Origin of the sequence: Ruicaihuangia caeni (genome assembly GCF_040536845.1) — a bacterium.
Taxonomy (GTDB): Bacteria; Actinomycetota; Actinomycetes; order Actinomycetales; family Microbacteriaceae; genus Ruicaihuangia; species Ruicaihuangia caeni.
The window spans coordinates 1,494,465-1,516,482 of the sequence record NZ_CP159582.1; the positions used below are offsets into that span (position 1 = coordinate 1,494,465).

Below are 22,018 nucleotides of genomic sequence, written 5' to 3' on the forward strand. Positions count from 1 at the left end.
GTCCGCCCGACGGACTCGCGCTCTCACGGGCGCACCCGAAGAGTCGTGAGGTGCGAAGAGCCCGGCCGAAGCCGGGCTCTTCGCATGTCGCATCGCGGTCAGGCGATGTTGGACTTCTCTTCGTCGTCGTCGCCGTACTTGTCGTACTGCGCGTACTCGGGCCACGCCTCAAGGTCTTCCTCGAGGCGGGCGTTGCCAGCGAGCTCTCGCTCCAGCGCGTCGAGGTTCGTGTCTGGGCTGAAATACTTCAGCTCACGAGCGACCTTGGTGTGCTTTGCCTTCTGACGGCCGCGCCCCATGCGTGACCCCCTCTATGCGTAAAAATCAGCGGAACCGGTCTTGGAATACCGACCGACAGTTTATCATGCGGCACCCGCCATCATCGGGGCTCAGGACCCGCGCCGGCCGGTAGTGTTGGCGAGGTGCCAGCCGATCGCATTGACGCCCAGGTGGCCGTCATCGGTGCCGGTCAGGCCGGTCTTTCGGTGGCATATTACCTGCGGCGACTGGGTCTTGAGCCCGGGGTCGATCAGATCATCCTCGACCGCGGTCCTTCGACCGGTGGCGCGTGGCAGTTCCGCTGGGAGTCACTGCGGCTCGGGGTCGCACATCGCGTGGCCGACCTGCCCGGCATGCAGGAGCTCGGGGTCAGCTTCGACACGGCTGACCGATCGCTTCCCGCGCGACAGGTGGTCGAGGAGTACTACCGTCGCTACGAGGAGCATTACGACATGCGGGTCGTGCGCCCGGCATCCGTCTTCCGTGTCGAGAACGAGGGCGAGGCTCTTGTCGTGCGCTACACCGCCGGTGAGAGCGAGCACTCGCTGGTGGCGCGCACGATCGTGAACGCCACTGGCACCTGGGGCTCACCATTCGTGCCGTGGTACCCCGGACTCGACCGGTTCAAGGGGCGGATGCTGCACACCGCCCAGTACCGCTCCGCCGATGCGTTGCGCGGCCTCGACGTCGTCGTCGTCGGCGGCGGCACGAGCGCGATCGGGTTCGTCATGGAGCTCGATGAGGTCGCGGCATCCGTCACCTGGGTGAGTCGGCGGCCCGTCGAGTGGCTGCACGAGCAGGAGAACCTCGACACCGAGACCGCCATCGCGGCGGTCGCCGCGCAGGAGGAGGCGGCGCGCGAGGGCCGCGCGCTGCCGAGCATCGTCAGCGGCACGGGCGTTCCGCTGACGCGGCGCATGCAGGCCGCGATCGACCGTGGCGCGCTCATCCGGCATCCGATGTTCACCTCGGTCGAGGAGCACGGGGTGCGGTTCGCCGATGGCAGGTTCCAGCGAGCCGACGTCATCATCTGGGCCACCGGGTTCCGCCCCGAACTCCGGCATCTGGCGCCGCTGCGCCTGCGGGAGAAGGCGGGCGGTGTCACCGTGACGCGCAGCACCTCCCTGAAGGACCCGCGCGTGTTCTTCGCGGGCTACGGACCGACCGCATCGACCATCGGCGCCAACCGCGCCGGTCGTACCATCGCGCGTGAAGTGATCGCGCAGTTGTCGAGGAAGTGAGTGTCGAGGAAGTCGTGAATCCGTCGCTCGCCGATGTGCTGCTGATCTGGGTGCCCGTGGTGTTCGCCGTCATCGTCGGGGTGGTCGGCGTGCTGACGCTCACTGTGATCGTCCCGCCGGCTCGCGAACGGCTTCGGCTCGAACGGCTTCGGATGGAGATCGAGCGTCGCGCCGAAGCACTGGAGCGGGAGTCAGGCCCAGAACGCCGCAGCCGTGAGGACGTATCCGGCGACAGCGAGGCCGATGCCGAGCACGAGGTTCGCCGAGACGCTGAGCAGGGCGACGCCTGACCTGCCGTCGCGCAGGAGCTCGAGCGTCTCGACGCCGAACGTGCTGAACGTCGTGAGTCCGCCGGCGAATCCCGCGATGAGCGCTGTCGTCGCTGCATCATCGAGCCCGCCGCCTCTCGCCAGAGCGAGCACTACGCCAGCCACGGCCGATCCGACGGCGTTGACGATGAGCACGCCCCAGGGGCTGCGCACCGCCCGAGTCACCGCGAAGCGGGCGAGCGCGCCGAAGCCGCCGCCGAGCGCCACCGCGAGGAGGGTCATTGCTTGCGTCCCTTCGCGGTGGCGGCGTGGCCGAGGGCAGCGCCGCTTCGCAGACCGATGAACGCTGCGACCAACCCGGCGAGCAATGTGACGACGAGGTAGCCGAGAAACAACGGCGGCGACAACTCGATGGCGGATGCCGCCACCGCCGAGAAGGTGGTGAAGGAACCGAGGAGGCCGGGGCCCAACGCCAGACGCGCGGGCTGCGGCATCCGTTCCCATCGCGCCCCGACGAGCAGAGCCAGCGCGAAGCTGCCAAGCACGTTCACCAGCAGCGTGGAGAGGGGGAATTCGCCGGACCCGTGCGGCAGCGCCAGGTCGATGGCGTACCGGCCGGCCGCGCCGATCGCGCCCCCGACGAAGACGGCTATCGCGCTGCGGACCACTCCAGCAGCGTAGTGGGGCGCGAGGGGCCGATCGCTAGACTTCGCACGTGATGGCTCGTGAACGTCGGCGGCGCTGGCCGTGGGTGGTGCTCATCGCACTCGCGGTCGTGCTGGTGCCCGTCGCGGTGCCCATCCTGACGCGCCAGAGCGGCGGCTCGTCGGGCCAGCATCAGAGCGAGGAGCAGTGGCCACTCAGCGCCACCGCGCTCGGTGACGACGGACGCGAGCGGCGCATCGACATCCTGCCGGCCGAGCCGGGAGCGACCGTCGACACCTCGGCGCTTGTCGAGGGGGAGCGCCTGGTGGTGAGCGGCACGGGCTATGACCCGTCTCGCGGCATCTACGTGGCGGTCTGCAAGATCCCGCCGGCGGGCGAGAAACCCGGGCCATGCCTCGGAGGCGTGCCATCGACCGAAGAGGGCGAGCAATTCGAAGAGGGCTCGGTGCAGTTCGCGCCGAGCAACTGGATCAACGACGACTGGGCCTGGCGCCTGTTCGGCGCCCGCAGCTACGACGACCCCGAGACGGGAACGTTCACCGCGTACATCGAGGTGCCATCACCCGTCGGCGAGGGCGTCGACTGCCGCGTCGACGAGTGCGGCCTGTTCACCCGGAACGACCACACCGCGCTGAACGATCGAGTGCAAGACCTCTACGTGCCGGTCGGCTTCGCCCGCTGACTCTCCCGCGCGGCGCGCAGCGCCCCTGTGCCCGCCCATGCTCCCCCGGCATCGCCCGCCGAGACTACGAAAATGACCACCCCCGGCGCGGTCGAGTGGTCATTCGCGTAGTCTCGGCGGATCTTCAGGCCGTAGGGCGGTCAGCCGAGAGGCGGTCGGTCGCGGGGCGGTCGGTCGCGCGACTGTCGGGCGCGGGACTTCAGCGGAGCGTGGCGCGCGCGGCTTCGAGCGCTGCTTCGAGACGTTCCACCTGTGCGTCGTCGAGGCGCCCGCGGGCGGCCCGGGTTCGCAGCTCGGCGCGCAGGTCGCCGCGGAACGACGCGAGCGCCGCTTCAGCTCGCCGAAGCGCCACGCGTGAGGCGGCGGCGCTCGGCTCTGCCTCCGTGTCGGTGGCTGCCGTGTCGGCTGCCCAGCCGGGCGCTGCGGCATCCTGCGTCTCGGCTGTGGCTTCGTCGAACGCGCTGCCTTCACCGCGCGCGCCGGCATCGCTCGCCGACTCAGACGACGTGGGTGCAGGTGAGGTCGGCGCTGGCGAGGCCGGTGCAGGGGTCTGCCCCGGCTCGCGACCGGGAGTGCCGGCATCCGCTGTGGCTGCCTGTGGCTGTGGCCCGGTCTCGTTCGCGGTCTGCTGCTGGGCGCCACGCTTCTTCCAGCGCACCTCGCGCTGTGCTTCGCGCCCGGCGGCGGCGAGGTCGGCGCGCAGCGTCTTCATCGCTTCGCTCACCGAGGCGCGCACTTCGTCGGCGAGTCGGCGAACCGAATCGGTGACCTGCTGCTCGATGTCGTCGAGCTCGGTCTGACGCGACGCGAGCTCGGCTCGGCCGGCATCCGTGATCTCGTAGACCGTCTTGCGGCCGTCGGAGGTCTTGGTGACGAGACCCTCCGACTCCAGCTTCGCCAGGCGCGGGTAGATGGTGCCGGCGCTCGGCGTGTAGGTGCCGCCGAAGCGGTCTTCGAGCGCCTGAATCAGCTCGTAGCCGTGCTGAGAGCGCTCGGCGAGCAAGCTCAGCAGGTAGAGCCGAAGGTGGCCGTGGCCGAAGACCGGCGCTCTCATGCGTTCACCGCGTGCAGCACGCTGACATCGCCGGACACCGAGTTCGCGCGAAGCTCGAGCCAGTGCTGATCGAGCGTGCCGAACCGGCTCGTGAAGCTGCCGCGCACGCCCTTGATCTCGGCATCGTCGAGCTGCAGCACGCCGCTCACCGTGTTGATCCGGTATTGCGCCGGCACGCCCGGTTCGAGGCGCACCGTCAGGTCGCCCGACACCGAGTGGCTCCTGATCTCGTCTGGGGTGCCGACCAGATCGAGGAACATGTCACCGCTGACGCTGTCACTGGTGAACTTCGAGATGCGACCGCTGGCTGTGACATCCGCAGAGACCGTGTGCACGTCGACCGAGCCTTCATGGTTGCGCAGCGACACCTCGCCGCTGACCGTGTTCACGGTGATGTTGCCTCGCACGCCGTCGATCACGAGGTCACCGCTGACCGTGCTGAGCGTCGGGTCGGTGGTGAGGCCGCTGACCAGGGCTGAGGCGCTCACAACGCCGAACTTCAGCGCGATGCCCCGGGGCACGAGCACGCTGACCTCGGCCTTCGCCTTGCCGCTGAACGTGCGGAACACCTCGATGAAGTTCTCCCAGCCGAGCTGGGGGTGGTCGAGCTCGAGGCGGTCGCCATCGAGCGTGATGCGAAGCTCCTTGCCGGTGACCGAGTGCACCTCGACGCGCACGTCGGGCTCGTCGTGCGCCACGATGTCGATCTGTCCGCCGACGAGCGCCACCTTGAGTGAGCGCACTCCGTCGAGGTCGATCGTCTTCGGTTCGGAGACCAGCCACTTCTCTTGTGCCATCGGAGTCCTCAAATCATTGGCCGGCGAAGTGCCGGGATCCCTTATGCCGACGGATGCCGGGAGCGCGTCCTTCGCGCTGAACTCACGATATATCTCGAGTGTCGGCGAATCAAGATATATCGCGACTTCCAGGGTCGGCTCAGGGTTAGCCCTGACGTCGGCGCGGAACTTCGCCTCGGCGAGGGTTCACCCCGCGGGCCAGGCACGCAACCCCCGCCGACGGCGGCAACTCTGGCCGTGAGCGCGGTCTTCACCTGAACCTACGCCCGTCGTCGCCGAGAGCGCGGTTCGCCCACCGGCCCGCGGCGCGGGCGGAGGCCGGTGCTTCAGCAGTCCGGGGGTTCAGGCTGAGGCGTCGGAAGACGGCGGCGCGGAACCTGTACGCGTGGCAGCAGCAGCGGCATCCGTCTGACGAGCCGGCCGCACCCGAACAGGAGCCCCGGGCAGCACGAACCGCGGCAGGAAGAACCCGATGACCGGGCCCACCGTGAACGCGCAGAACACGGTGCCGATGCCAACAGTGCCGCCGAGCAGCCAGCCCGCGCCGAGCACCGTCACCTCGATCGCCGTGCGGAGCGCCCACACCGGCTTGCCGGTGATGCGGTGCAGGCCCGTCATCAGTCCGTCGCGCGGACCCGAGCCGAACCCGGCCGCGATGTAGCACGCCGTGCCGACCCCTGTCAGCAGCACACCGATGGCACAGGCGAGGCCGCGCTCCCACCATTCCGAGACCTGGGGCAGCACCCACGTCGACAACTCCGCGAAGGGGCCGACGAGCAATCCGTTCGCAATGGTGCCGAGACCTGGGCGCTCTCGCATCGGGATCCACAGCAGCAGCACGACCACGCTGATGATCACGACGGTGGTGCCGAAGCTCAGTCCGATGCGCCCGGCGATGCCCTGGGCGAAGACCTCCCAGGGCGAGAGGCCGAGGCCGGCTTGCAGCAGGAGCCCGATCCCGGTGCCGAGCACCGCGAGCCCGACGGTGATCTGGGCGACGCGGCAGAGCATGAGCAACCAGGGACGCATAAGAGGGTCAAGCGTATCCAAGGCGGATGCCGTAGCATCCGCGCAAGCCGCCGCTGTACCGCCCGGCGGCACAGCGGAGCGCCCCCCAGACTTCGTGAGCGCGGCCGACTCGCTCACTGGGATACTGGCTCCGGATGCCGATGCCCTGGCATCCGCCCCCGCCACCCTCCGGAGCACTCATGCACCTGCTCGCCGTCTTCAGCCTCCGCAATCGGGCGCTCATCGCATTGGTGACCCTTGTCGTCGGCTTCTTCGGCGTGATCGCGCTGAACGGACTGAAGCAGGAGCTGATCCCCTCGGTCAGCTTCCCTCAGGTCGTCATCGTCACCGCCTACCCGGGTGCGGCGCCCGAGGTCGTGAACACCGACGTGAGCCTGCCCATCGAGACCGCGCTGCAGGGGATCTCAGGGCTCGAATCGACCACGGCGACGTCGAGCACCAACATGTCGCTCGTCAACGCGAGCTTCGAGTACGGCACCGACCTGGTCGCTGCCGAGCAGAAGGTGCAGCTCGCCATCAACCGCATCGGCGGCACCCTGCCTGAAGATGTCGACCCGCGCGTGATCACGGGCACGATCGACGACCTGCCGGTCATCCAGCTCGCGGTCACCAGCGGCCTCGATCAGCGCGAACTCGCCGACCTGCTGCGGGCGTCGACGCTCACCGACATCGAGCAGCTCGACGGCGTGCGCGAAGCCAGCCTGCTCGGTGATCCCGGTCAACGCATCACCATCACACCGGATGCCGCGCAGATCGCCGCGCGCGGGCTCGCCCCCACGGCCATCCGCGACGCACTCGACGAGAACGGCACGCTCCTGCCTGCCGGATCGATCGTCGAAGGCGACCGCAGTCTGGCGGTTCAGGCGGGCACGCGCGTGACCTCGCTCGAGGAGTTGCGGGCACTGCCCGTGCTCGGCGGATCGTCGCCGGCCACGCTCGGCGAGGTCGCATCGGTCGAGCTCACCGAGAACCCCACCACGGGCCTCTCGCGAGTGAACGGCGAGCCGGCACTGACCATCGCCGTCACGAAGATGCCTGACGGCAACACCGTCGACGTCTCGCACGCCGTGCGCGATGCGCTTCCCGAGCTCGCAGCCGCGCTCGGCGAGGGCACCCAGTTCACCGTGGTCTTCGACCAGGCCCCGTACATCGAGCAGTCGATCGAGGCGCTCTCCACGGAGGGTCTGCTCGGCCTCGCCTTCGCCGTCATCGTCATCCTCGTGTTCCTGCTCTCGATCCGCTCGACGCTCGTGACGGCGATCTCGATCCCGGCATCCGTGCTCATCACGTTCATCGCGCTCTGGGCGAGCGAGTACACACTCAACATCCTCACGCTCGGCGGCCTCACCATTGCGATCGGCCGCGTCGTCGACGACTCGATCGTCGTGATCGAGAACATCAAGCGACACCTCGGCCTCGGGCAGGACCGGATGCTGGCGATCACCACCGCCGTGCGTGAGGTGGCCGCCGCGATCACCGCGTCGACCGTGACCACCGTCGCAGTGTTCCTGCCGCTCGCGCTCGTGGGCGACATCACCGGCGAACTGTTCCGGCCATTCGCGCTCACGGTGACGATCGCGCTCGCCGCATCGCTCTTCGTGTCGCTCACCATCGTTCCGGTGCTCGCGTACTGGTTCCTCGGGCGCAAGGCCGATTCCCTGGCTCGCGAGCAACTGGCTGCCGGCGAGCCGCATGCCCACGCGGAAGCCGAAGAACCTCAGGCGGCCGTGCACGCTGGCCAGGAAGCGGATGCCGCGGCCCCGGCATCCGCAACGACGACGGCGTCGTCGCCGACCTTGTCGCGCCGAGAGCGCCGATCCCCGGTCGTCTCGCACGAAGACGAGCTCGACCGGCCCACGCTGCTGCAGCGCGGGTATCTTCCGGTCATCCATTGGACGTTGAAGCGCCCCGCCATCACGCTGCTGCTCGCTGCGGCGGTGCTCGGCGGCACGGTCGCGCTCGTGCCCAGCATGAAGACGAACTTCATCGGCGACAGCGGGCAGAACACCCTGACGGTCACGCAGCAGCTCGGACTCGGCGCGAGCCTCGACGCCAAGGACGAGGCGGCGAGCCAGGTCGAGTCGGCCCTGCTCGACATCGACGGCATCGAGACGGTGCAGACCTCCATCGGGTCGGAGGGCAACTCGCTGCGCGCCGCCTTCGGCGGCTCGGCCGACATCACCTACTCGATCACGACCGACGCGACGGCCGATCAACCCGAACTGCAGCAGCGTGTGCGTGACCGGCTCACCTCACTCAAGGGTGTCGGCACCGTGCAGCTCGCCGCTGCCGGCTCGGGGTTCGCCTCGAGCGACATCGAGGTGAACATCAGCGCCGCTTCGCCCGAAGCGCTGAAGACCGCTGCCGATCGCGTGCTCAAGACGGTCAGGGCGCTCGACGTGACCGCTGAGGCCTCGAGCAACCTCTCGCAGACGCAGCCGTACATCGCTGTGAAGGTCGACCGTACGGCAGCAGCCGAACGCGGACTGAGCGAACTCGCGGTGGATGGGCTGGTCGCGCAGGCGATGCAGCCACTCCCGATCGGTTCATTGAGCCTCAACGGCACCGTCCTGACGGTGTATCAGGACACAGGATCGACACCCGCGAGCATCGATGAGCTCCGCACCCTGCCCGTGTTCACCTCGGCAGGACCCGTGCCGCTCAGCGCACTGGCAAGCGTCGAAGAGGCGGATGGGCCGGCCTCGATCACGGCGATCAGGGGTGTGCGAAGCGCCACGGTGTCGGTGACGCCGAACTCCGACGACGTCGGAACCGCTTCGGCGACCATCGACGAGGCCGTCAGTGGCCTCGATCTCCCGGCAGGGGTCACCGTGAAGCTCGGCGGCGTGACTGCGCAGCAGGCCGACGCGTTCCAGCAGCTCGGAATCGCCCTGTTGGTCGCGATCCTCATCGTCTACGTCGTCATGGTCGCAACGTTCCGCAGCCTGCGGCAGCCGCTGCTGCTGCTGATCTCGGTGCCGTTCGCGGCCACCGGCGCCATCCTGCTGCAGGTCGCGACCGGGGTGCCGCTCGGTGTGCCCTCGCTTGTCGGGGTGCTCATGCTCATCGGCATCGTCGTCACCAACGCGATCGTGCTGGTCGACCTGGTGAACCAGTTCCGCGACCGGGGCTACACCGTGCCTGACGCCATCGTGCACGGTGCCGCGCGACGCCTGCGGCCGATTCTCATGACCGCCCTTGCGACCATCTTCGCCCTCGTTCCCATGGCCCTCGGCATCACGGGGCATGGCGGCTTCATCTCACAACCGCTCGCCATCGTCGTGATCGGCGGTCTCATCTCATCGACGCTGCTCACCCTCGTGGTGCTGCCGGCGCTGTACTCACTCGTCGAGGGCGCCTCGGAGCGTCGTGCGGCTCGTCGAAGGGGCGAGATGGAACGACGCGACTCCATTGATCGGCACGCGGTGCAAGAAATGGAACGCTGACGCCGATAATGGAACGCGGAGTCGCTCCCTGCCGAGATCTCGGCCCGGCGGCCCCGTACGTCGACCCGCGCCACGATTGAGAGAGCGACCATGACCGCAGCCTCGAACCGCACCGTACTGGTGCTCAACGGACCGAATCTCAACCTGCTCGGCAAGCGCGAGCCGCACATCTACGGCAGCACGACGCTCACCGACGTCGAGCAGCGGCTGCGTGCGCTCGCCGACGAGCTCGGCCTCACTGTCGAGTTCCGGCAGAGCAACTGGGAAGGCCAGATCATCGACTGGATCCAGGAGGCCCGCGAGCGCGGCACCGGCATCCTGATCAACCCGGCCGGGTTCACGTCGACCTCGATCGCCATCCTCGACGCGCTGCTCGCCTCCGAGCGCCCCATCGTCGAGGTGCACGTCACCAACATCCACAAGCGCGAAGAGTTCCGGCACATGTCATACGTGTCGAAGGCGGCCGACGCGGTCATCGCCGGTGCCGGACCGCACGGCTACGAGCTCGGCCTGCGTCACCTCGACACCCTGTTGGGCAACGCGCAGCCGAGCGCCTGACATGAGCCGGGTCGACGAGTCGTACCTGGTCGGACTGATCGGCTCGGGCATCACCGGGTCACTCACGCCGCCCATGCACGAGCGCGAGGCGGAGGCGCTCGGCATCCGGTATCTCTACCGGCCGATCGACCTCGACGTGATCGGGCGTCCCGGGGCGGATGCCGGCGAACTGCTGCGCGCCGCGGCCGACCTCGGGTTCAACGCCTTCAACATCACCTACCCCTGCAAGCAGACGGTGATCGCCGGGCTCGACGAGGTCTCCGACGATGCACGGCGGCTCGACTCGGTGAACACCGTGCTCGTCGACGGTGACCGCCGGCTGATCGGTCACAACACCGACTTCTCGGGGTTCCGCTGGGCCCTCGACGCGGCGCTCGAAGGCGCACCGCTCGGAAGCGTGGTGCAACTCGGCGCGGGAGGCGCCGGTGCCGCGGTCGCCTATGCGCTGCTCGACGCGGGCGTGCAACGGCTGAGCCTCAGCGAGGTCGACCCGGCGAAGGCCGAGGAGCGCGCAGCATCCCTGCGGGCGCTCTTCCCCGACCGCCAGGTCGACTCGATCACCCCTGACCGGCTCTCGGAGGCGCTCGCCGAGGCAGACGGGCTCGTGAACGCCACCCCGATCGGCATGCATCACCATCCCGGTCTGCCCCTCGACGCCGCGCTCATCGAGCCACGGCACTGGGTGGCCGATGTGGTCTACCGCCCCGTGCAGACCGAACTGCTCCAGACGGCGGTGCAGCGCGGATGCCGAGTGCTTGAGGGCACTTACATGGCTGTCGGGCAGGCCGTCGACTCGATGCGGTTGATCACCGGTATCGAGCCGGATGTCGAACGCATGCGGGCCCATCTCGTGGAGATGGTCGCCCAGGGGCTCTGACGCCCTGACTGGCGGCGGAGGCCGCCGAGCGGATTGGAGAAGACGATGCGCACCTCGATTGCGACCGTGTGCCTGAGCGGCACCCTCGAAGAGAAGCTGCACGCGTGCGCTGAGGCCGGCTTTGACGGCGTCGAGATCTTCGAGCTCGACCTCGTCGTGTCTCCGCACAGCCCGGAGCGCATCCGCGATCTCGCACGGCATCTCGGGCTCACGCTCGACCTCTACCAGCCGATCCGCGACCTCGAGGGGGTCGACGAGGCGCTGTTCGCACAGAATCTTCGCCGCGCCGAGGCGAAGTTCCGGCTGATGAACCGCCTCGGCATCGACCTGGCGCTCATCTGCAGCAACGTCGCCACTGCGACGGTGAACGACGACGCTGTGGTCGCAGACCAGTTGCGCCGACTCGGTGACCTCGCCGCGCGGTACGGCGTGCGCCTCGCGTATGAAGCGCTCGCCTGGGGCAAGTACGTCAACGATTTCGAGCACTCGTACCGGCTGGTGCAGGCGGCCGACCACGCCAGCGTCGGCGTGGCGCTCGACAGCTTCCACATCCTCTCGCGCGACTGGCCCGTGGAGCCCATCGAGCGGCTTGATCCGGAGAAGATCTTCTTCGTGCAGTTGGCCGACGCGCCCCGCATGCAGCTGGATGTGCTGTCGTGGAGCCGTCATTACCGAGTGTTCCCGGGCGAGGGCGGATTCGACCTCGCGGGGTTCATGGCTCACCTGCTGCGCACGGGATACGACGGGCCGGTCTCGCTCGAGATCTTCAATGACACGTTCCGCCAGGCCGATCCCTTCCGGACCGCGATCGACGGGCTCCGCTCGCTCATCTGGCTACAGGAGCAGGCGCGTGAGCGGCTGGCCTCCGAGCAGCGCGGCGAGGGCAACGTGCGCCTCGCAACCCTGCCGGCCGTCGACGAACCGTCCGGTTTCAACTTCGCCGAGCTGAAGGGCACCGAACCCACGCGGCTCCGGCAGATGCTCGATCAGCTCGGGTTCGCCGATAGCGGTCGGCACCGCTCCAAGCCGGCGGTCGAGCTCTGGTCGCAGGGCGACGCCCGCGTCATCATCAACGCGCAGCGCGGGGCCGAGGGACGGCTGCAAGTGGCCGGCATCGGGTTCGACGTCGTCGAGCCCCTCGCATCGTGCTCGCGGGCGCTGCAGCTGCATGCGACGTCAGTGCAGCGCACCCAGCAGCTCGGCGAAGAGGTGCTGCAGGTCGTGAGCGCCCCCGACGGCACCGAGATCTCGTTCGCGCGCCTCGACGACCAGGGCCGGCCGCCGTGGATGGTCGAGTTCGAGCACACGGTGCCGAACGATGGCCTGATCACCGGCATCGATCACATCAACCTCGCGCAGCCATGGCAGCACTTCGACGAGGCCGTGCTCTTCTTCGAGAGCGTGCTGGGGCTCCGCGCACAGCCGTCGCTCGACATCACCGCGCCGATGGGACTGGTTCGCAGTCAGGTCGTGAGCAGCGAAGACCGAGCGGTGCGACTCGCGCTCAATCTCGCCCCGCTCGGCCGAGGCGACCACCACGGTCGTTTCCACGAGCAGCACATCGCCTTCGCCTGCACCGACGTGCGCGCGCTGGCGCGGCAGGCGGTCGCGAATGGGCTGAAGCAACTGCGGATCCCCGACAACTACTACGACGATCTCCAGTCGCGGTTCGACCTCGACGAGGCCTTCCTCGGCGAGCTTCGGGCGCTGAACCTGCTGTACGACCGCGACGAGCACGGAGACTTCCTGCACTTCTACACCGAGGCCATCGACGACGTCTTCCTCGAGGTCGTCGAGCGTCGCAGCGGGTATGACGGCTACGGTGCACCCAACGCCCCCGTGCGGCTCGCAGCGCAGTACCGTGTGTGACCAGGCCGCGCGCGGGGCGGCTCAACGAGCGGGGCGGCGCGCGACGTCGGCAGCGGCATCCGGTGCGAGCCGGATGGTGTTGAGCACGCTCGCCACGCACAGCGCTGCCACCGCGACGAATGCCGCGCGGTACGGGGCCAATTCGTCGGCCCCTTCGAAGATCGGCTGCGCCACCCGCAAGACGGTCGCCCCGACCGCGATGCCGAGGCCGGTCGCGAGCTGCGCGAGCGTCGCCGAGAGGGTGTTCGCCGAGGGCAGTTGCGACTTCGCGACATCAGCGAACTGCATCGAGTTGTACGCCGTGAATCCGGTCGACCGGAAGGCGCCGCTGAGCACTGCGACGGCGAACACCAGCCAGAACGGTGTCGTCGCGGAGAAGAGCGAGAACGCGATCAGGCACAGGATGCTGCCCGCTCCCGCCGCGATGATGACTGAGCGGAAGCCCCATCGACGCAGCACCGGCGAGGTCAGCGGCTTGATACCGATGTTGCCGATGAACACCGCTGTCACCGCGAGCCCCGACTCGATTGGCGACCAGCCCAGGCCGTCCTGGAAGAGCAGCGGCAGCAGGAAGGGCACCGAACTGACGACGAGGCGGAACACGAAGCCGCCCGTATTGCTCGCCCTGAACGTGTGGGTCTGCAGCACGCGCACATCGAGCAGCGGGGCCGGCGCTCGCAGCAGCCACCACGTGGCCGCAGCGCCCAACGCCATCGCGCCGATCAGTGCCGCGATGCCGTACAGCGCGGCGTCACCCGCGGCGACGAGCTCCACGCCGGCCATCACCCCGAGCGCCGTGCCGGTCAGCAGCAGCAGCCCCCGCCAGTCGAGGGGCACTCGTACACGGTTGTTGTCGCGCACCAGCACCAGAGCCGCGACGAACGCAGCGATGCCGACCGGCACATTGATCAAGAAGATCCAGTGCCAGCTGAACAATTCGGTGATGACGCCGCCGAGCGCTGGTGCCAGTACGGGTGCGAGCAGTGCCGGCCAGGTGATGAGCGCGATCGCGCGAAGCAACTCGCCCTTCTCTGTGCCGCGCAGCACGATCAGCCGGCCGACGGGCGCCATCATGCCGCCGGCGATCCCTTGCACGACTCGTGCAGCCGTCAGCGCGAACAGGGAACCGCTCAATGCGCAGGCGACCGACGCGACGGTGAACAGCGCGATCGATGAGCAGAACACGAGGCGGGCACCGAAGCGGCTTGCGAGCCAGCCTCCCAGCGGGATGGCGCAGGCGACGGCGATGAGATACGCCGTCATCGCAAGGTTCACATCGGCGGATGCCGTGCCGAAGTCCGCCGCGATCTGCGGTGCTGCGGTCACGAGGATCGTGCCGTCGAGGTGCTCCATCGACAGCGTGACGGCGACGAGCAGGGCGACGCCGGGTTGCCAACCTCTGGCGTGCGTCTCTCGACTGCCCGTCATCCCACTCCCTACGTTTTCGGAACGCCGTTCCGATTCGCTGATATTCTGCCGTCTCGGGGCGGCGACGCATAACGGACCAGTGAGGTCGGAGAGATGAGCGAAGTGGCCCGCAACCCAGCCTGGGGCGTTGACGTCCCGTTCACGATACGAGGAGGAGGTCGCTGATGGTCGCAGCAATCCAGCGCAGCATCGCGGTCATCGACCTGCTCGTGGGCAAGCCGAACGGGCTCCCGCTCGGTGCCATCGCCGAGCGCTTGAGCATTCCCAAGAGCGCGGCGCACCGCACCCTCGGCGAGCTCATCGAGCTGGGGTACGTGCGTCAAGACGGCACGCAGGGCAACTACATCCTCGGCCTGCGCCTGGTGTCGCAGGCCCTCAAGCACCTCGCTCGCATTCCGCTGGCAGATCTCGCGAGGCCGGTGCTCGATCGTCTCGCGCAGCTCTCCGGCGAACTCGTCCGCATCGGCATCGTCGACGGCGACAACCTCGTGTGGGTGGCGAAGAGCCAGGGCTCACGCACGGGGCTGCGCTACGACCCGCATCCGGGGCTCGAGGTGCACTTCGCGAGCACTGCCACCGGTATCGCGTGGCTCTCGACCATGCCGGAGGAGCGTGCCATCGAGTTGCTGAAGCAGCAGGGCTTCGACGGCGAGAAGTATGGTCCCGGCTCGCCTCGAGACGTGGAGCACGTGCTCCCGCTGGTGCGCCGCGCGCGCGAAGAGGGGTACTGCTACTCCGACAACACATACGAACTCGGTACGGCAGCGGTCGCGGTGCCGATCGTCACGCCCGGCAAGCCCGCCGCAGGCTGCCTGAGTGTCGCGGGCCCGAACGCCCGGCTCGACCGGCAGACGGCGGTCGCGCTGGTGCCGCACATGCGGGCCGCTGCTTCGGAGCTCGCAATGATCGCGGAGAACGGTGTTCGACCCCTGCTCGAGGATGCCGAGTGAACCGAACGCCGAAGGCCGCAGCCGCGACATCCGTTCGCCTCGACGGTGAGCGGCGCCCGACCTGACGCAGCGCCTCGCCGGCGTGCCCGAGGCGCTCATCGCCGAGCGCAGAAAGAACAGAAAGAGATATGAGCCAGACCAGCCGTACCCTGCCGCCAGCCCTCGGGTCGATCGCCGAGGGAGCCCGCTACGACGTCGTCGTCGCCGGTGCGGGCGCTGCCGGGCTGAGCGCCGCCCTGTTCGCGGCGATCCGTGGCGCAAGCGTGCTCGTGGTGGAGAAGAGCCGCTTCGTCGGGGGGACGAGCGCCCTGACGGCGGGCACGCTCTGGGTGCCGGGCACCGAGCGCTCCATCGTCGCCGGCGGCCCTGCCGACGATGTGTCGGCGGCTTCGCGCTTCCTCGACTCCGCGGTGGGCGAGACGTCGGATGCCGAGCTGCGGCGCGTCTACCTCCAAACCGGACCTGCTGCGATCGCCCTGCTCGAGGCCGAGAGCGATGTGGCCTTCAACGCTCGCGACTTCCACCCCGACTACATGGCGGAACTGCCAGAGTCGTCGACCGGTTGGCGCGCCCTCGAATCGCGTGATTTCGACGGACGGGCGCTGCCGAAGCCGCTGCTGGCGCAGGTGCGTCGGCAGACCCCCGAGTTCACCGTCATGGGCGGCATGATGCTCGGCCGTGAGGACATCCCGAAGCTCAGCGAGGTGGCGAGGGCCCCATTCAAGGCTTCGAACATCGCCAATGTGGTGCACGCGGGGCTGCTGTTCGCCAAGCACGTGCTCACGCGCGTGCGGTACCCGCGCTCCACACGGCTCACGATGGGCAACGCCCTCATCGGTCGGCTGATGCTTTCGCTGCACAAGCGCGGCGTGCCCGTGATCGTCGGCACCGCGGTGAGCGGCATCGAGCGCGACGGCGACCGGGTCACCGGCGTGACGCTCGTGCAGGGCAGCACCACGCGGCGAGTGCAGGTCGGTCAGGCGCTGATCGTCTCGACCGGCGGGTTCAACCGGCATCCGGAGCGCCGCAAGCAGCTCTTCCCCGGTGTCGACATGGAGTGGAGCCCCATCGCTCCGGGCTCGACCGGCGAACTGCACGACGAGGTCGAACGCCTCGGTGGCCACTACGGCCGCGTCGACGACACCGCCGGCTTCTGGGCACCAGTCTCGCTGCCTCCGCGCCGGGGCGGCGGGGTCGGCGTCTACCCGCACTTCGCGCTCGACCGCGGCAAGCCGGGCTTCATCATCGTCGACCAGCAAGGCGACCGCTTCGTCAACGAGTCGGCGTCGTACCACCGGGTCGGCCTCGCCATGCAGCAGCATCCGGACGGCAAGGCGATGCCCAGCTTCCTCATCGGCGATGCGATGGCCGTCAAGCGCTACGGCATCGGTGCGGTGCGGCCAGGCGGTTGGGGCACTCGCGCCCGCCTGCTCGACGGCTACCTGGTGCAGGGGGAGACCATCGAGGAGTTGGCGGTCAAGCTCGGCATGGAACCGGCGCGGCTGCGTGCGAGCGTCGAGAAGTTGAACGGCTACGCGAAGACCGGCGTCGATCCTGACTTCGGGCGCGGCACGACCGTGTACGAGCGCGCGAACGGCGACCCGTCGCACAAGCCGAACCCCTCGATCGGCGCGCTTGAGACTGCGCCGTACTTCGCGATCCGCCTCTACCCGGGCGACATCGGCGCCTCGACCGGGTTCGTCACCGATGCGACCGGATGCGTGCTCGACGGCGACGGCGCCCGCATCGAGGGCCTCTACACGCTCGGCAACGATATGCAGTCGATCATGGGTGACAAGTACCCGGGCCCGGGCATCACGCTCGGCCCCGCGGTCGTGTTCGCCCACCTCGCGATCGAAGACGCGTTGGACCGCACCGGACGGCAGGATGCGGACGCGTCGGACGCCGAGGGGCAGTCCGAGACCGCAGGGCAGCCCGAGACCGCAGGGCAGTCCGATACTGCAGGGCAGTCCGATACTGCAGTGCAGTCCGACGCCGCCGTCGAGGACGGAGTGTCCCGATGACCGCCGTGATCATCACCGGTGCCGCCGGCGGCATGGGGCAGGAGATCGCACGCACGCTCGCCCGTGAGCCGCTGTCAGGTGCAGAGAACGCTCGGCTCGCGCTCGTCGGACGCCGTGTCGAGTCGATGAAGGGCCTGGCGGCCGAGTTGAGCGACCTCGGCGCCGAGGTGGAGCTGATCGGCGCCGACCTCGCCGAGCCCGACGCCGCGGCGCTCGTCGTCGACGCCACGATTTCGCGTTTCGGCGAATTGTCGGGCATCGTGAGCGCGGCCGGCACCATGGCTCAGCGCCCGCTCATGGAGCTCGAGCTCGATGAGTGGGAGTACAACTTCGCGGTGAACACGCGGCCCACGTGGTTGCTCGCCAAGGCGGCGTACCCGCACCTTGCAGAGACACGAGGCTCGCTCGTGGCGATCTCATCGACCAGCGGCCACCACCCTGCTACTCCGCTCGGCGCCTACAGCGCGAGCAAGGCGGCGGTGCTGATCCTCGTCAAACAACTGGCGTACGAGTGGGGTCCCGCCGGTGTGCGCGCCAACACGGTGTCGCCGGGCATGATCATGACGCCGATGTCGCCCGCGGCGAAGAACGAGGAATTGCGCCGCTGGCGCGAGGAGACGATTCCGCTGCGACGCCTCGGCGACCCGCAGGACATCGCGGATGCTGTGGCCTTCCTGCTCGGCGATCGCTCGAAGTACATCACCGGCGAGGACCTCGTCGTCGACGGCGGCATGCGCAGCGGCTTCGTGCCTCGCGCGACAGGACTCGCCTGACCGGACATCACGCGCGCCGCCGGAGCGCTCGCTCAGCGGTGGCCCCGACCCACCGACATCCGACTCAGCAAAGGAAACGACCATGATCCGCCACGTCGCCGTCTTCAAGTTCAAGCCGGAGTTCACCGCCGAGCAGCGGCAGGAGTGGATCGAGATCATCAAGGATCTGCCGAACCACATCCCTCAGATCCGCATGATGTCGATCGGCGAAGACACGCTGCACGGCCCGAACTCGCACGAGCTCGCGATCGTCGCCGACTTCGACAGCCTCGAAGACCTGCACGTCTACAGCACCCACCCGGCGCACCAGAAGGTGCTCGACATCTCGGGCCCGGTGAAGGCGTCGCTCGCGACGGTGGACTTCGAGCTGTAAGCCTCCCCTACGGTTGCCCGCTCTCGGCTGGGAGCGGGTCAGCCGGGCGGTCTCTCAGGGTGCGGCTGCGGCATCCTGTATCGTTGAGCAGTCGGCTCAAGACAGGCGCAGTCGCTGCGCGTGGGTTTGTGGTCTTGCGGGCCGGTTTCACAGCACTTCCGCTGATGAATAGTCACTGATGTGATCGGCCCCGGCCAATGGATGCCCGGGTTTCTTTTCATGCAATCGCGAAAACCCGGAAAGCACTATGCCCAATTTCGACAAGGGCGCGCCGAAGCGTGCCCAGAACCGTTTCGACCGACCCTCGGCACAGGGCGGCGCCGCTCGCGGCTCCAAGCCGGGCAGCAAGAGCCCCAAGCACCGCGGCTTCCGTGAAGAGTCCGCCGCGCAGAGCGGCACGAGCGCCAAGAAGCCTCGTTGGACTGCCGAGCGTCGTGAGGCCCGCGGCCTCGACGCTGAGCGTCCCCGCGGCGGGCGCACGACAGAGCGCCCCGACTGGAGCCCCCGCGAGCCGCGGAGCGACCGTCGCTTCGGGCACGGCCGGCCCAGCGGCGACCGCTTCGAGCGGGGCCAGCGCGGTGATCGCTTCGAGCGTCCCGCGCGCAGCGACCGCTACGGCAATGAGCGCTCGGAGAGCCGCAACCGTTTCGACCGCGCACCCCGCGATGACCGTTTCGACCGTGCAGCCCGCGACCGCGACGACCGTTTCGACCGTGCGCCGCGCGAGCGCGACGACCGATTCGGACGAGCACCCCGCGGGGGCGACTACGACCGCAGCAACCGTGCACCGCGCGAGGGGCGCTACGAGCGTGGCGATCGGCCGTTCCGTGACGGTCGTGCAGAGCGCGGCGAGCGTTCCGGCGGCTACGGCAACGACCGGTTCGACCGGTCGGAGCGGGCGCCTCGCAGCGACCGCTTCGAGCGCGCCGATCGCGGTCCCCGGCGTGACGACCGGTTCGGCGGTGAGAACCGCTACCAGCGCGACGACCGCGCCGGCCGCCAGAATCGCGATGACCGTGCGCCGCGTTCCGACCGCTTCAACCGTGACGACCGCTTCAACCGTGACGACCGTGCGCCCCGCTATGACCGGCGCGACGACCAGCCGGCCCGCCGCGAATCCTCCTACTACCCGTCGCGCGACGCCAAGCCGTCCACCGCGAACGACGATGTCGTGCTCGAGAAGCTCGAGGCGGCGATGACGGTCGCAGAGGACGTCGAAGGCGTGACCTTCGGCGACTTGGGCCTTGGTGACAACATCGGCCGGGCGCTCGCCGAGCTGGGTGCGGTCAGCCCGTTCCCGATTCAGGCCGCGACCATCCCGGTCGTGCTCGAGGGCCGCGATGTGCTCGGCCGCGGGCGTACCGGCTCGGGCAAGACGATCGCCTTCGGCGCCCCCGCAGTGGAACGACTGATGGCGAACGGTGGCGGCAAGAAGCGTCAGCTCGGCCGCAGCCCTCGCGCGCTCATCCTCGCCCCCACTCGCGAGCTGGCGTTGCAGATCGACCGCACCGTGCAGCCCATCGCCCGCAGCGTGGGCCTCTTCACGACCCAGATCTATGGCGGTGTGCCCCAGGCGCGCCAGGTCGGCGCGCTCCAGCGGGGTGTCGACATCGTGATCGGCACGCCCGGTCGCATCGAGGACCTTGTGGAGCAGGGTCGCCTCGACCTCAGCCAGGTCGAGATCACGGTGCTCGACGAAGCCGACCACATGTGCGACCTCGGGTTCCTCGAGCCGGTGCAGCGCATCATCCGTCGCACCGCTCCCGGCGGCCAGAAGCTGCTGTTCAGCGCGACGCTCGACACGGGTGTGGCTGCCCTCGTCGACGAGTTCCTCGTGAACCCGTCGGTGCACGAGGTCGCCGGCGAAGACCAGGCCTCGTCGACCATCGATCACCGTGTGCTGCTGATCGACCACCGTGAGAAGACGGCGATCATCGAGCAGCTCGCAGCGGGCGACGGCAAGACGCTCATCTTCACTCGCACCCGCTCATACGCCGAGCAATTGGCCGAGATGCTCGAAGACGCCGATATCCCCGCGGTGAGCCTGCATGGCGATCTCAACCAGTCGCGTCGCACGCGCAACCTCGAGAAGCTCACTCGCGGCCGCGTGAACGTGCTGGTGGCGACCGATGTCGCCGCTCGCGGCATCCACGTCGACGACATCTCGTTGGTGATCCAGGCCGACGCTCCCGACGAGTACAAGACCTACTTGCACCGCGCCGGTCGGACCGGCCGCGCCGGCAAGCCCGGCACGGTCGTCACGCTCGTGGGCCGCAACCGCCGTCGTCGGGTCGACCAGTTGCTCGAGCGCGCCGACATCGCGGCCGAGTACACCAACGTCGCCGCCGGTGACGAGCTGCTCGAGGAACTCGCGGCACTCTGACGCCAGGAGCAACAACGAACTGACGGATGCCGGGCGGCACCCCGGGGCGGGACATGCGCTCACGGCAGGTGCCACCCGGCATCCGTCGTTCTTGCCGTACGTCTCGAGCACTGCCGTCAGGTGTGCGAGGCTCCGGCCTTTCAGCCACGGCTGAGAGAGTGGGTGACCGGCGGCAATCGCCGCAGTGAAGCATCACCCAAAGGAGACCGCTCGCGTTGTCTGTGCCTCTGAGCATCCTCGACCTGGTCGCGATCCCCGAGGGCCGCACCGCCCGAGATGCGATCGCCGCTTCGATGCGCTCGGCCGAACTGGCCGATCGTCTCGGCTACCGCCGACTCTGGTTCGCCGAGCACCACAACACGACGAACCTCGCGGCGAGCGCGACCGCGCTCCTGATCTCGCAGGCCGCATCGGTCACCGAGCGCATCCGTGTCGGCTCCGGGGGAGTGATGCTGCCGAACCATGCCCCGCTCATGGTGGCGGAGCAGTACGGCACGCTCGCGAGCATGCATGGCGACCGGATCGACCTGGGGCTCGGCCGGGCTCCGGGCACCGACATGCTGACCGCTCAGGCTCTCGCGCGCTCGTCGGCGGAACCGCAGGCGTTCGCCAGGAGCATCTACGACCTGCAGGGGTGGTTCGGTGACGCCGGTAAGGCTCACAGCTCGCCGATCGTCTCGGCGGTATCGGCGGGCACCGAGGTGCCGATCTGGGTGCTCGGGTCGACCGTGAGCGGTGCCTCGATCGCCGGGCAGCTCGGGCTTCCGTTCGCCGTCGCCTCGCATTTCGCCCCCGACCAGCTCGACCAGGCCATCCAGGTCTACCGCCAGACCTTCTCGACCGAATCGCCCACCGCTCGGTTGGATGCGCCGTACGTGATGGCGGGCATCAATGTGATGGTCGCCGACACCGACGAGCAAGCCGCGCGCGAGTTCACCGTCGTCGAGCAGATGTTCCTCGACATCCAGCGGGGCCTTCGGCGCAAGATGCAGCCACCGGTCGATCCAGCGACGCTTCCCAGCACCGGCGAGCAGGGCAACCCGATGCTGCGCATCAAGGCGGTCGGTGCTCCCGCGACGGTCAAGTCACGACTCGAAGCGTTCGTGGAGCGAACCGGCGCTGATGAGCTGATCACCGTGACCTACGCCTATGACGCCGGCGTGCGGGATCGCTCGCTGCAGCTGCTCGCCGACCTCTGGTTCTGACGCGCCGCGGCGAAGTTCGCAGCTGACTCAGATGCCGTTCACCGCCCGTTCTTAGATTCTTGGGTTTCGGGGGTCTGGTGCTCGAGCATCGCGAACCCCTAGGCTGACGGCCAAC

The 22,018-nt window shown here is 68.8% G+C and carries 19 protein-coding genes and 1 pseudogene; 13 read left to right on the forward strand and 7 right to left on the reverse strand.

From position 1 onward, the window contains the following. Positions 1-98: 98 nt before the first annotated feature. The gene (locus tag ABV606_RS06945; RefSeq protein ID WP_281488200.1) at positions 99-299 is read right to left on the reverse strand and encodes a DUF3073 domain-containing protein; all 201 of its coding nucleotides are present in this window, start codon (positions 297-299) and stop codon (positions 99-101) included. Positions 300-422: 123 nt separating this feature from the next. Here ABV606_RS06945 and ABV606_RS06950 point away from each other — a divergent pair, with 123 nt between their 5' ends. Then, the gene (locus tag ABV606_RS06950; RefSeq protein WP_353987174.1) at positions 423-1,520 is read left to right on the forward strand and encodes an NAD(P)-binding domain-containing protein; all 1,098 of its coding nucleotides are present in this window, start codon (positions 423-425) and stop codon (positions 1,518-1,520) included. Continuing rightward, complete coding sequence (locus tag ABV606_RS06955) at positions 1,517-1,810, forward strand: hypothetical protein (protein WP_281488202.1); 294 nt, start codon at positions 1,517-1,519, stop codon at positions 1,808-1,810. The genes ABV606_RS06950 and ABV606_RS06955 overlap by 4 nt, the downstream gene beginning before the upstream one ends. Here ABV606_RS06955 and ABV606_RS06960 read toward each other — a convergent pair. Further along, positions 1,712-2,071: a fluoride efflux transporter FluC gene (locus tag ABV606_RS06960; RefSeq protein WP_353987175.1), complete on the reverse strand. Its 360-nt coding sequence runs from the start codon at positions 2,069-2,071 to the stop codon at positions 1,712-1,714. The genes ABV606_RS06955 and ABV606_RS06960 overlap by 99 nt on opposite strands. Next, positions 2,068-2,457 (reverse strand): fluoride efflux transporter FluC, encoded by a 390-nt coding sequence (locus tag ABV606_RS06965; protein ID WP_353987176.1) that lies wholly within the window; start codon positions 2,455-2,457, stop codon positions 2,068-2,070. The genes ABV606_RS06960 and ABV606_RS06965 overlap by 4 nt, the downstream gene beginning before the upstream one ends. A 50-nt stretch (positions 2,458-2,507) precedes the next feature. Here ABV606_RS06965 and ABV606_RS06970 point away from each other — a divergent pair, with 50 nt between their 5' ends. Continuing rightward, entirely contained in the window at positions 2,508-3,137 is a 630-nt protein-coding gene (locus ABV606_RS06970; RefSeq protein WP_353987177.1) for a hypothetical protein, read from the forward strand. A 673-nt stretch (positions 3,138-3,810) separates the two neighbouring features. On the opposite strand, the pseudogene ABV606_RS06975 reads toward ABV606_RS06970, so the two are convergent. The 3 genes and pseudogenes from ABV606_RS06975 to ABV606_RS06985 form a co-directional block, all read right to left on the reverse strand. Beyond that, positions 3,811-4,191 (reverse strand): annotated as a pseudogene (locus ABV606_RS06975) (PadR family transcriptional regulator); the annotation flags it as partial. Next, positions 4,188-4,988, reverse strand: coding sequence for a DUF4097 family beta strand repeat-containing protein (locus ABV606_RS06980; protein WP_353987178.1), 801 nt, complete (start codon positions 4,986-4,988; stop codon positions 4,188-4,190). The pseudogene ABV606_RS06975 and the gene ABV606_RS06980, both read right to left, overlap by 4 nt. A gap of 342 nt (positions 4,989-5,330) precedes the next feature. After that, positions 5,331-6,017: a YczE/YyaS/YitT family protein gene (locus tag ABV606_RS06985; RefSeq protein WP_353987179.1), complete on the reverse strand. Its 687-nt coding sequence runs from the start codon at positions 6,015-6,017 to the stop codon at positions 5,331-5,333. 179 nt (positions 6,018-6,196) lie between these two features. Here ABV606_RS06985 and ABV606_RS06990 point away from each other — a divergent pair, with 179 nt between their 5' ends. The 4 genes from ABV606_RS06990 to ABV606_RS07005 all read left to right on the forward strand — a co-directional run bounded on the left by ABV606_RS06990 (position 6,197) and on the right by ABV606_RS07005 (position 12,767). Then, complete coding sequence (locus ABV606_RS06990; protein ID WP_353987180.1) at positions 6,197-9,463, forward strand: efflux RND transporter permease subunit; 3,267 nt, start codon at positions 6,197-6,199, stop codon at positions 9,461-9,463. A gap of 90 nt (positions 9,464-9,553) precedes the next feature. Beyond that, complete coding sequence (gene aroQ, locus ABV606_RS06995; protein WP_353987181.1) at positions 9,554-10,021, forward strand: type II 3-dehydroquinate dehydratase; 468 nt, start codon at positions 9,554-9,556, stop codon at positions 10,019-10,021. 1 nt (position 10,022) lies between these two features. Then, complete coding sequence (locus ABV606_RS07000) at positions 10,023-10,898, forward strand: shikimate dehydrogenase (protein ID WP_353987182.1); 876 nt, start codon at positions 10,023-10,025, stop codon at positions 10,896-10,898. Positions 10,899-10,943: 45 nt separating this feature from the next. After that, positions 10,944-12,767 carry a bifunctional sugar phosphate isomerase/epimerase/4-hydroxyphenylpyruvate dioxygenase family protein gene (locus ABV606_RS07005; RefSeq protein WP_281488211.1) on the forward strand — a complete coding sequence of 608 codons (1,824 nt, stop codon included), beginning with the start codon at positions 10,944-10,946 and terminating at the stop codon, positions 12,765-12,767. Between the two features lie 21 nt (positions 12,768-12,788). Here ABV606_RS07005 and ABV606_RS07010 read toward each other — a convergent pair whose 3' ends face one another. Then, a complete protein-coding gene (locus tag ABV606_RS07010) occupies positions 12,789-14,195 on the reverse strand; it encodes an MFS transporter (protein ID WP_353987183.1) in 1,407 nt (468 codons plus the stop codon). 164 nt (positions 14,196-14,359) lie between these two features. On the opposite strand from ABV606_RS07010, the gene ABV606_RS07015 reads away from it, so the two are divergent. The 6 genes from ABV606_RS07015 (at position 14,360) to ABV606_RS07040 (ending at position 21,903) form a co-directional block, all read left to right on the forward strand. Then, complete coding sequence (locus tag ABV606_RS07015; RefSeq protein ID WP_353987184.1) at positions 14,360-15,145, forward strand: IclR family transcriptional regulator; 786 nt, start codon at positions 14,360-14,362, stop codon at positions 15,143-15,145. 128 nt (positions 15,146-15,273) lie between these two features. Beyond that, on the forward strand, positions 15,274-17,169 hold the full coding sequence (locus ABV606_RS07020; RefSeq protein ID WP_353987185.1) for an FAD-dependent oxidoreductase: 1,896 nt from the start codon (positions 15,274-15,276) through the stop codon (positions 17,167-17,169). Beyond that, positions 17,166-17,942 carry an SDR family NAD(P)-dependent oxidoreductase gene (locus tag ABV606_RS07025; RefSeq protein ID WP_353987186.1) on the forward strand — a complete coding sequence of 259 codons (777 nt, stop codon included), beginning with the start codon at positions 17,166-17,168 and terminating at the stop codon, positions 17,940-17,942. The genes ABV606_RS07020 and ABV606_RS07025 overlap by 4 nt, the downstream gene beginning before the upstream one ends. Before the next feature lie 82 nt (positions 17,943-18,024). Beyond that, positions 18,025-18,315 (forward strand): Dabb family protein, encoded by a 291-nt coding sequence (locus tag ABV606_RS07030; protein ID WP_281488216.1) that lies wholly within the window; start codon positions 18,025-18,027, stop codon positions 18,313-18,315. Positions 18,316-18,562: 247 nt separating this feature from the next. Beyond that, a complete protein-coding gene (locus ABV606_RS07035) occupies positions 18,563-20,698 on the forward strand; it encodes a DEAD/DEAH box helicase (protein WP_353987187.1) in 2,136 nt (711 codons plus the stop codon). A gap of 215 nt (positions 20,699-20,913) precedes the next feature. After that, on the forward strand, positions 20,914-21,903 hold the full coding sequence (locus ABV606_RS07040) for an LLM class flavin-dependent oxidoreductase (RefSeq protein WP_353987188.1): 990 nt from the start codon (positions 20,914-20,916) through the stop codon (positions 21,901-21,903). Positions 21,904-22,018: the final 115 nt, after the last annotated feature.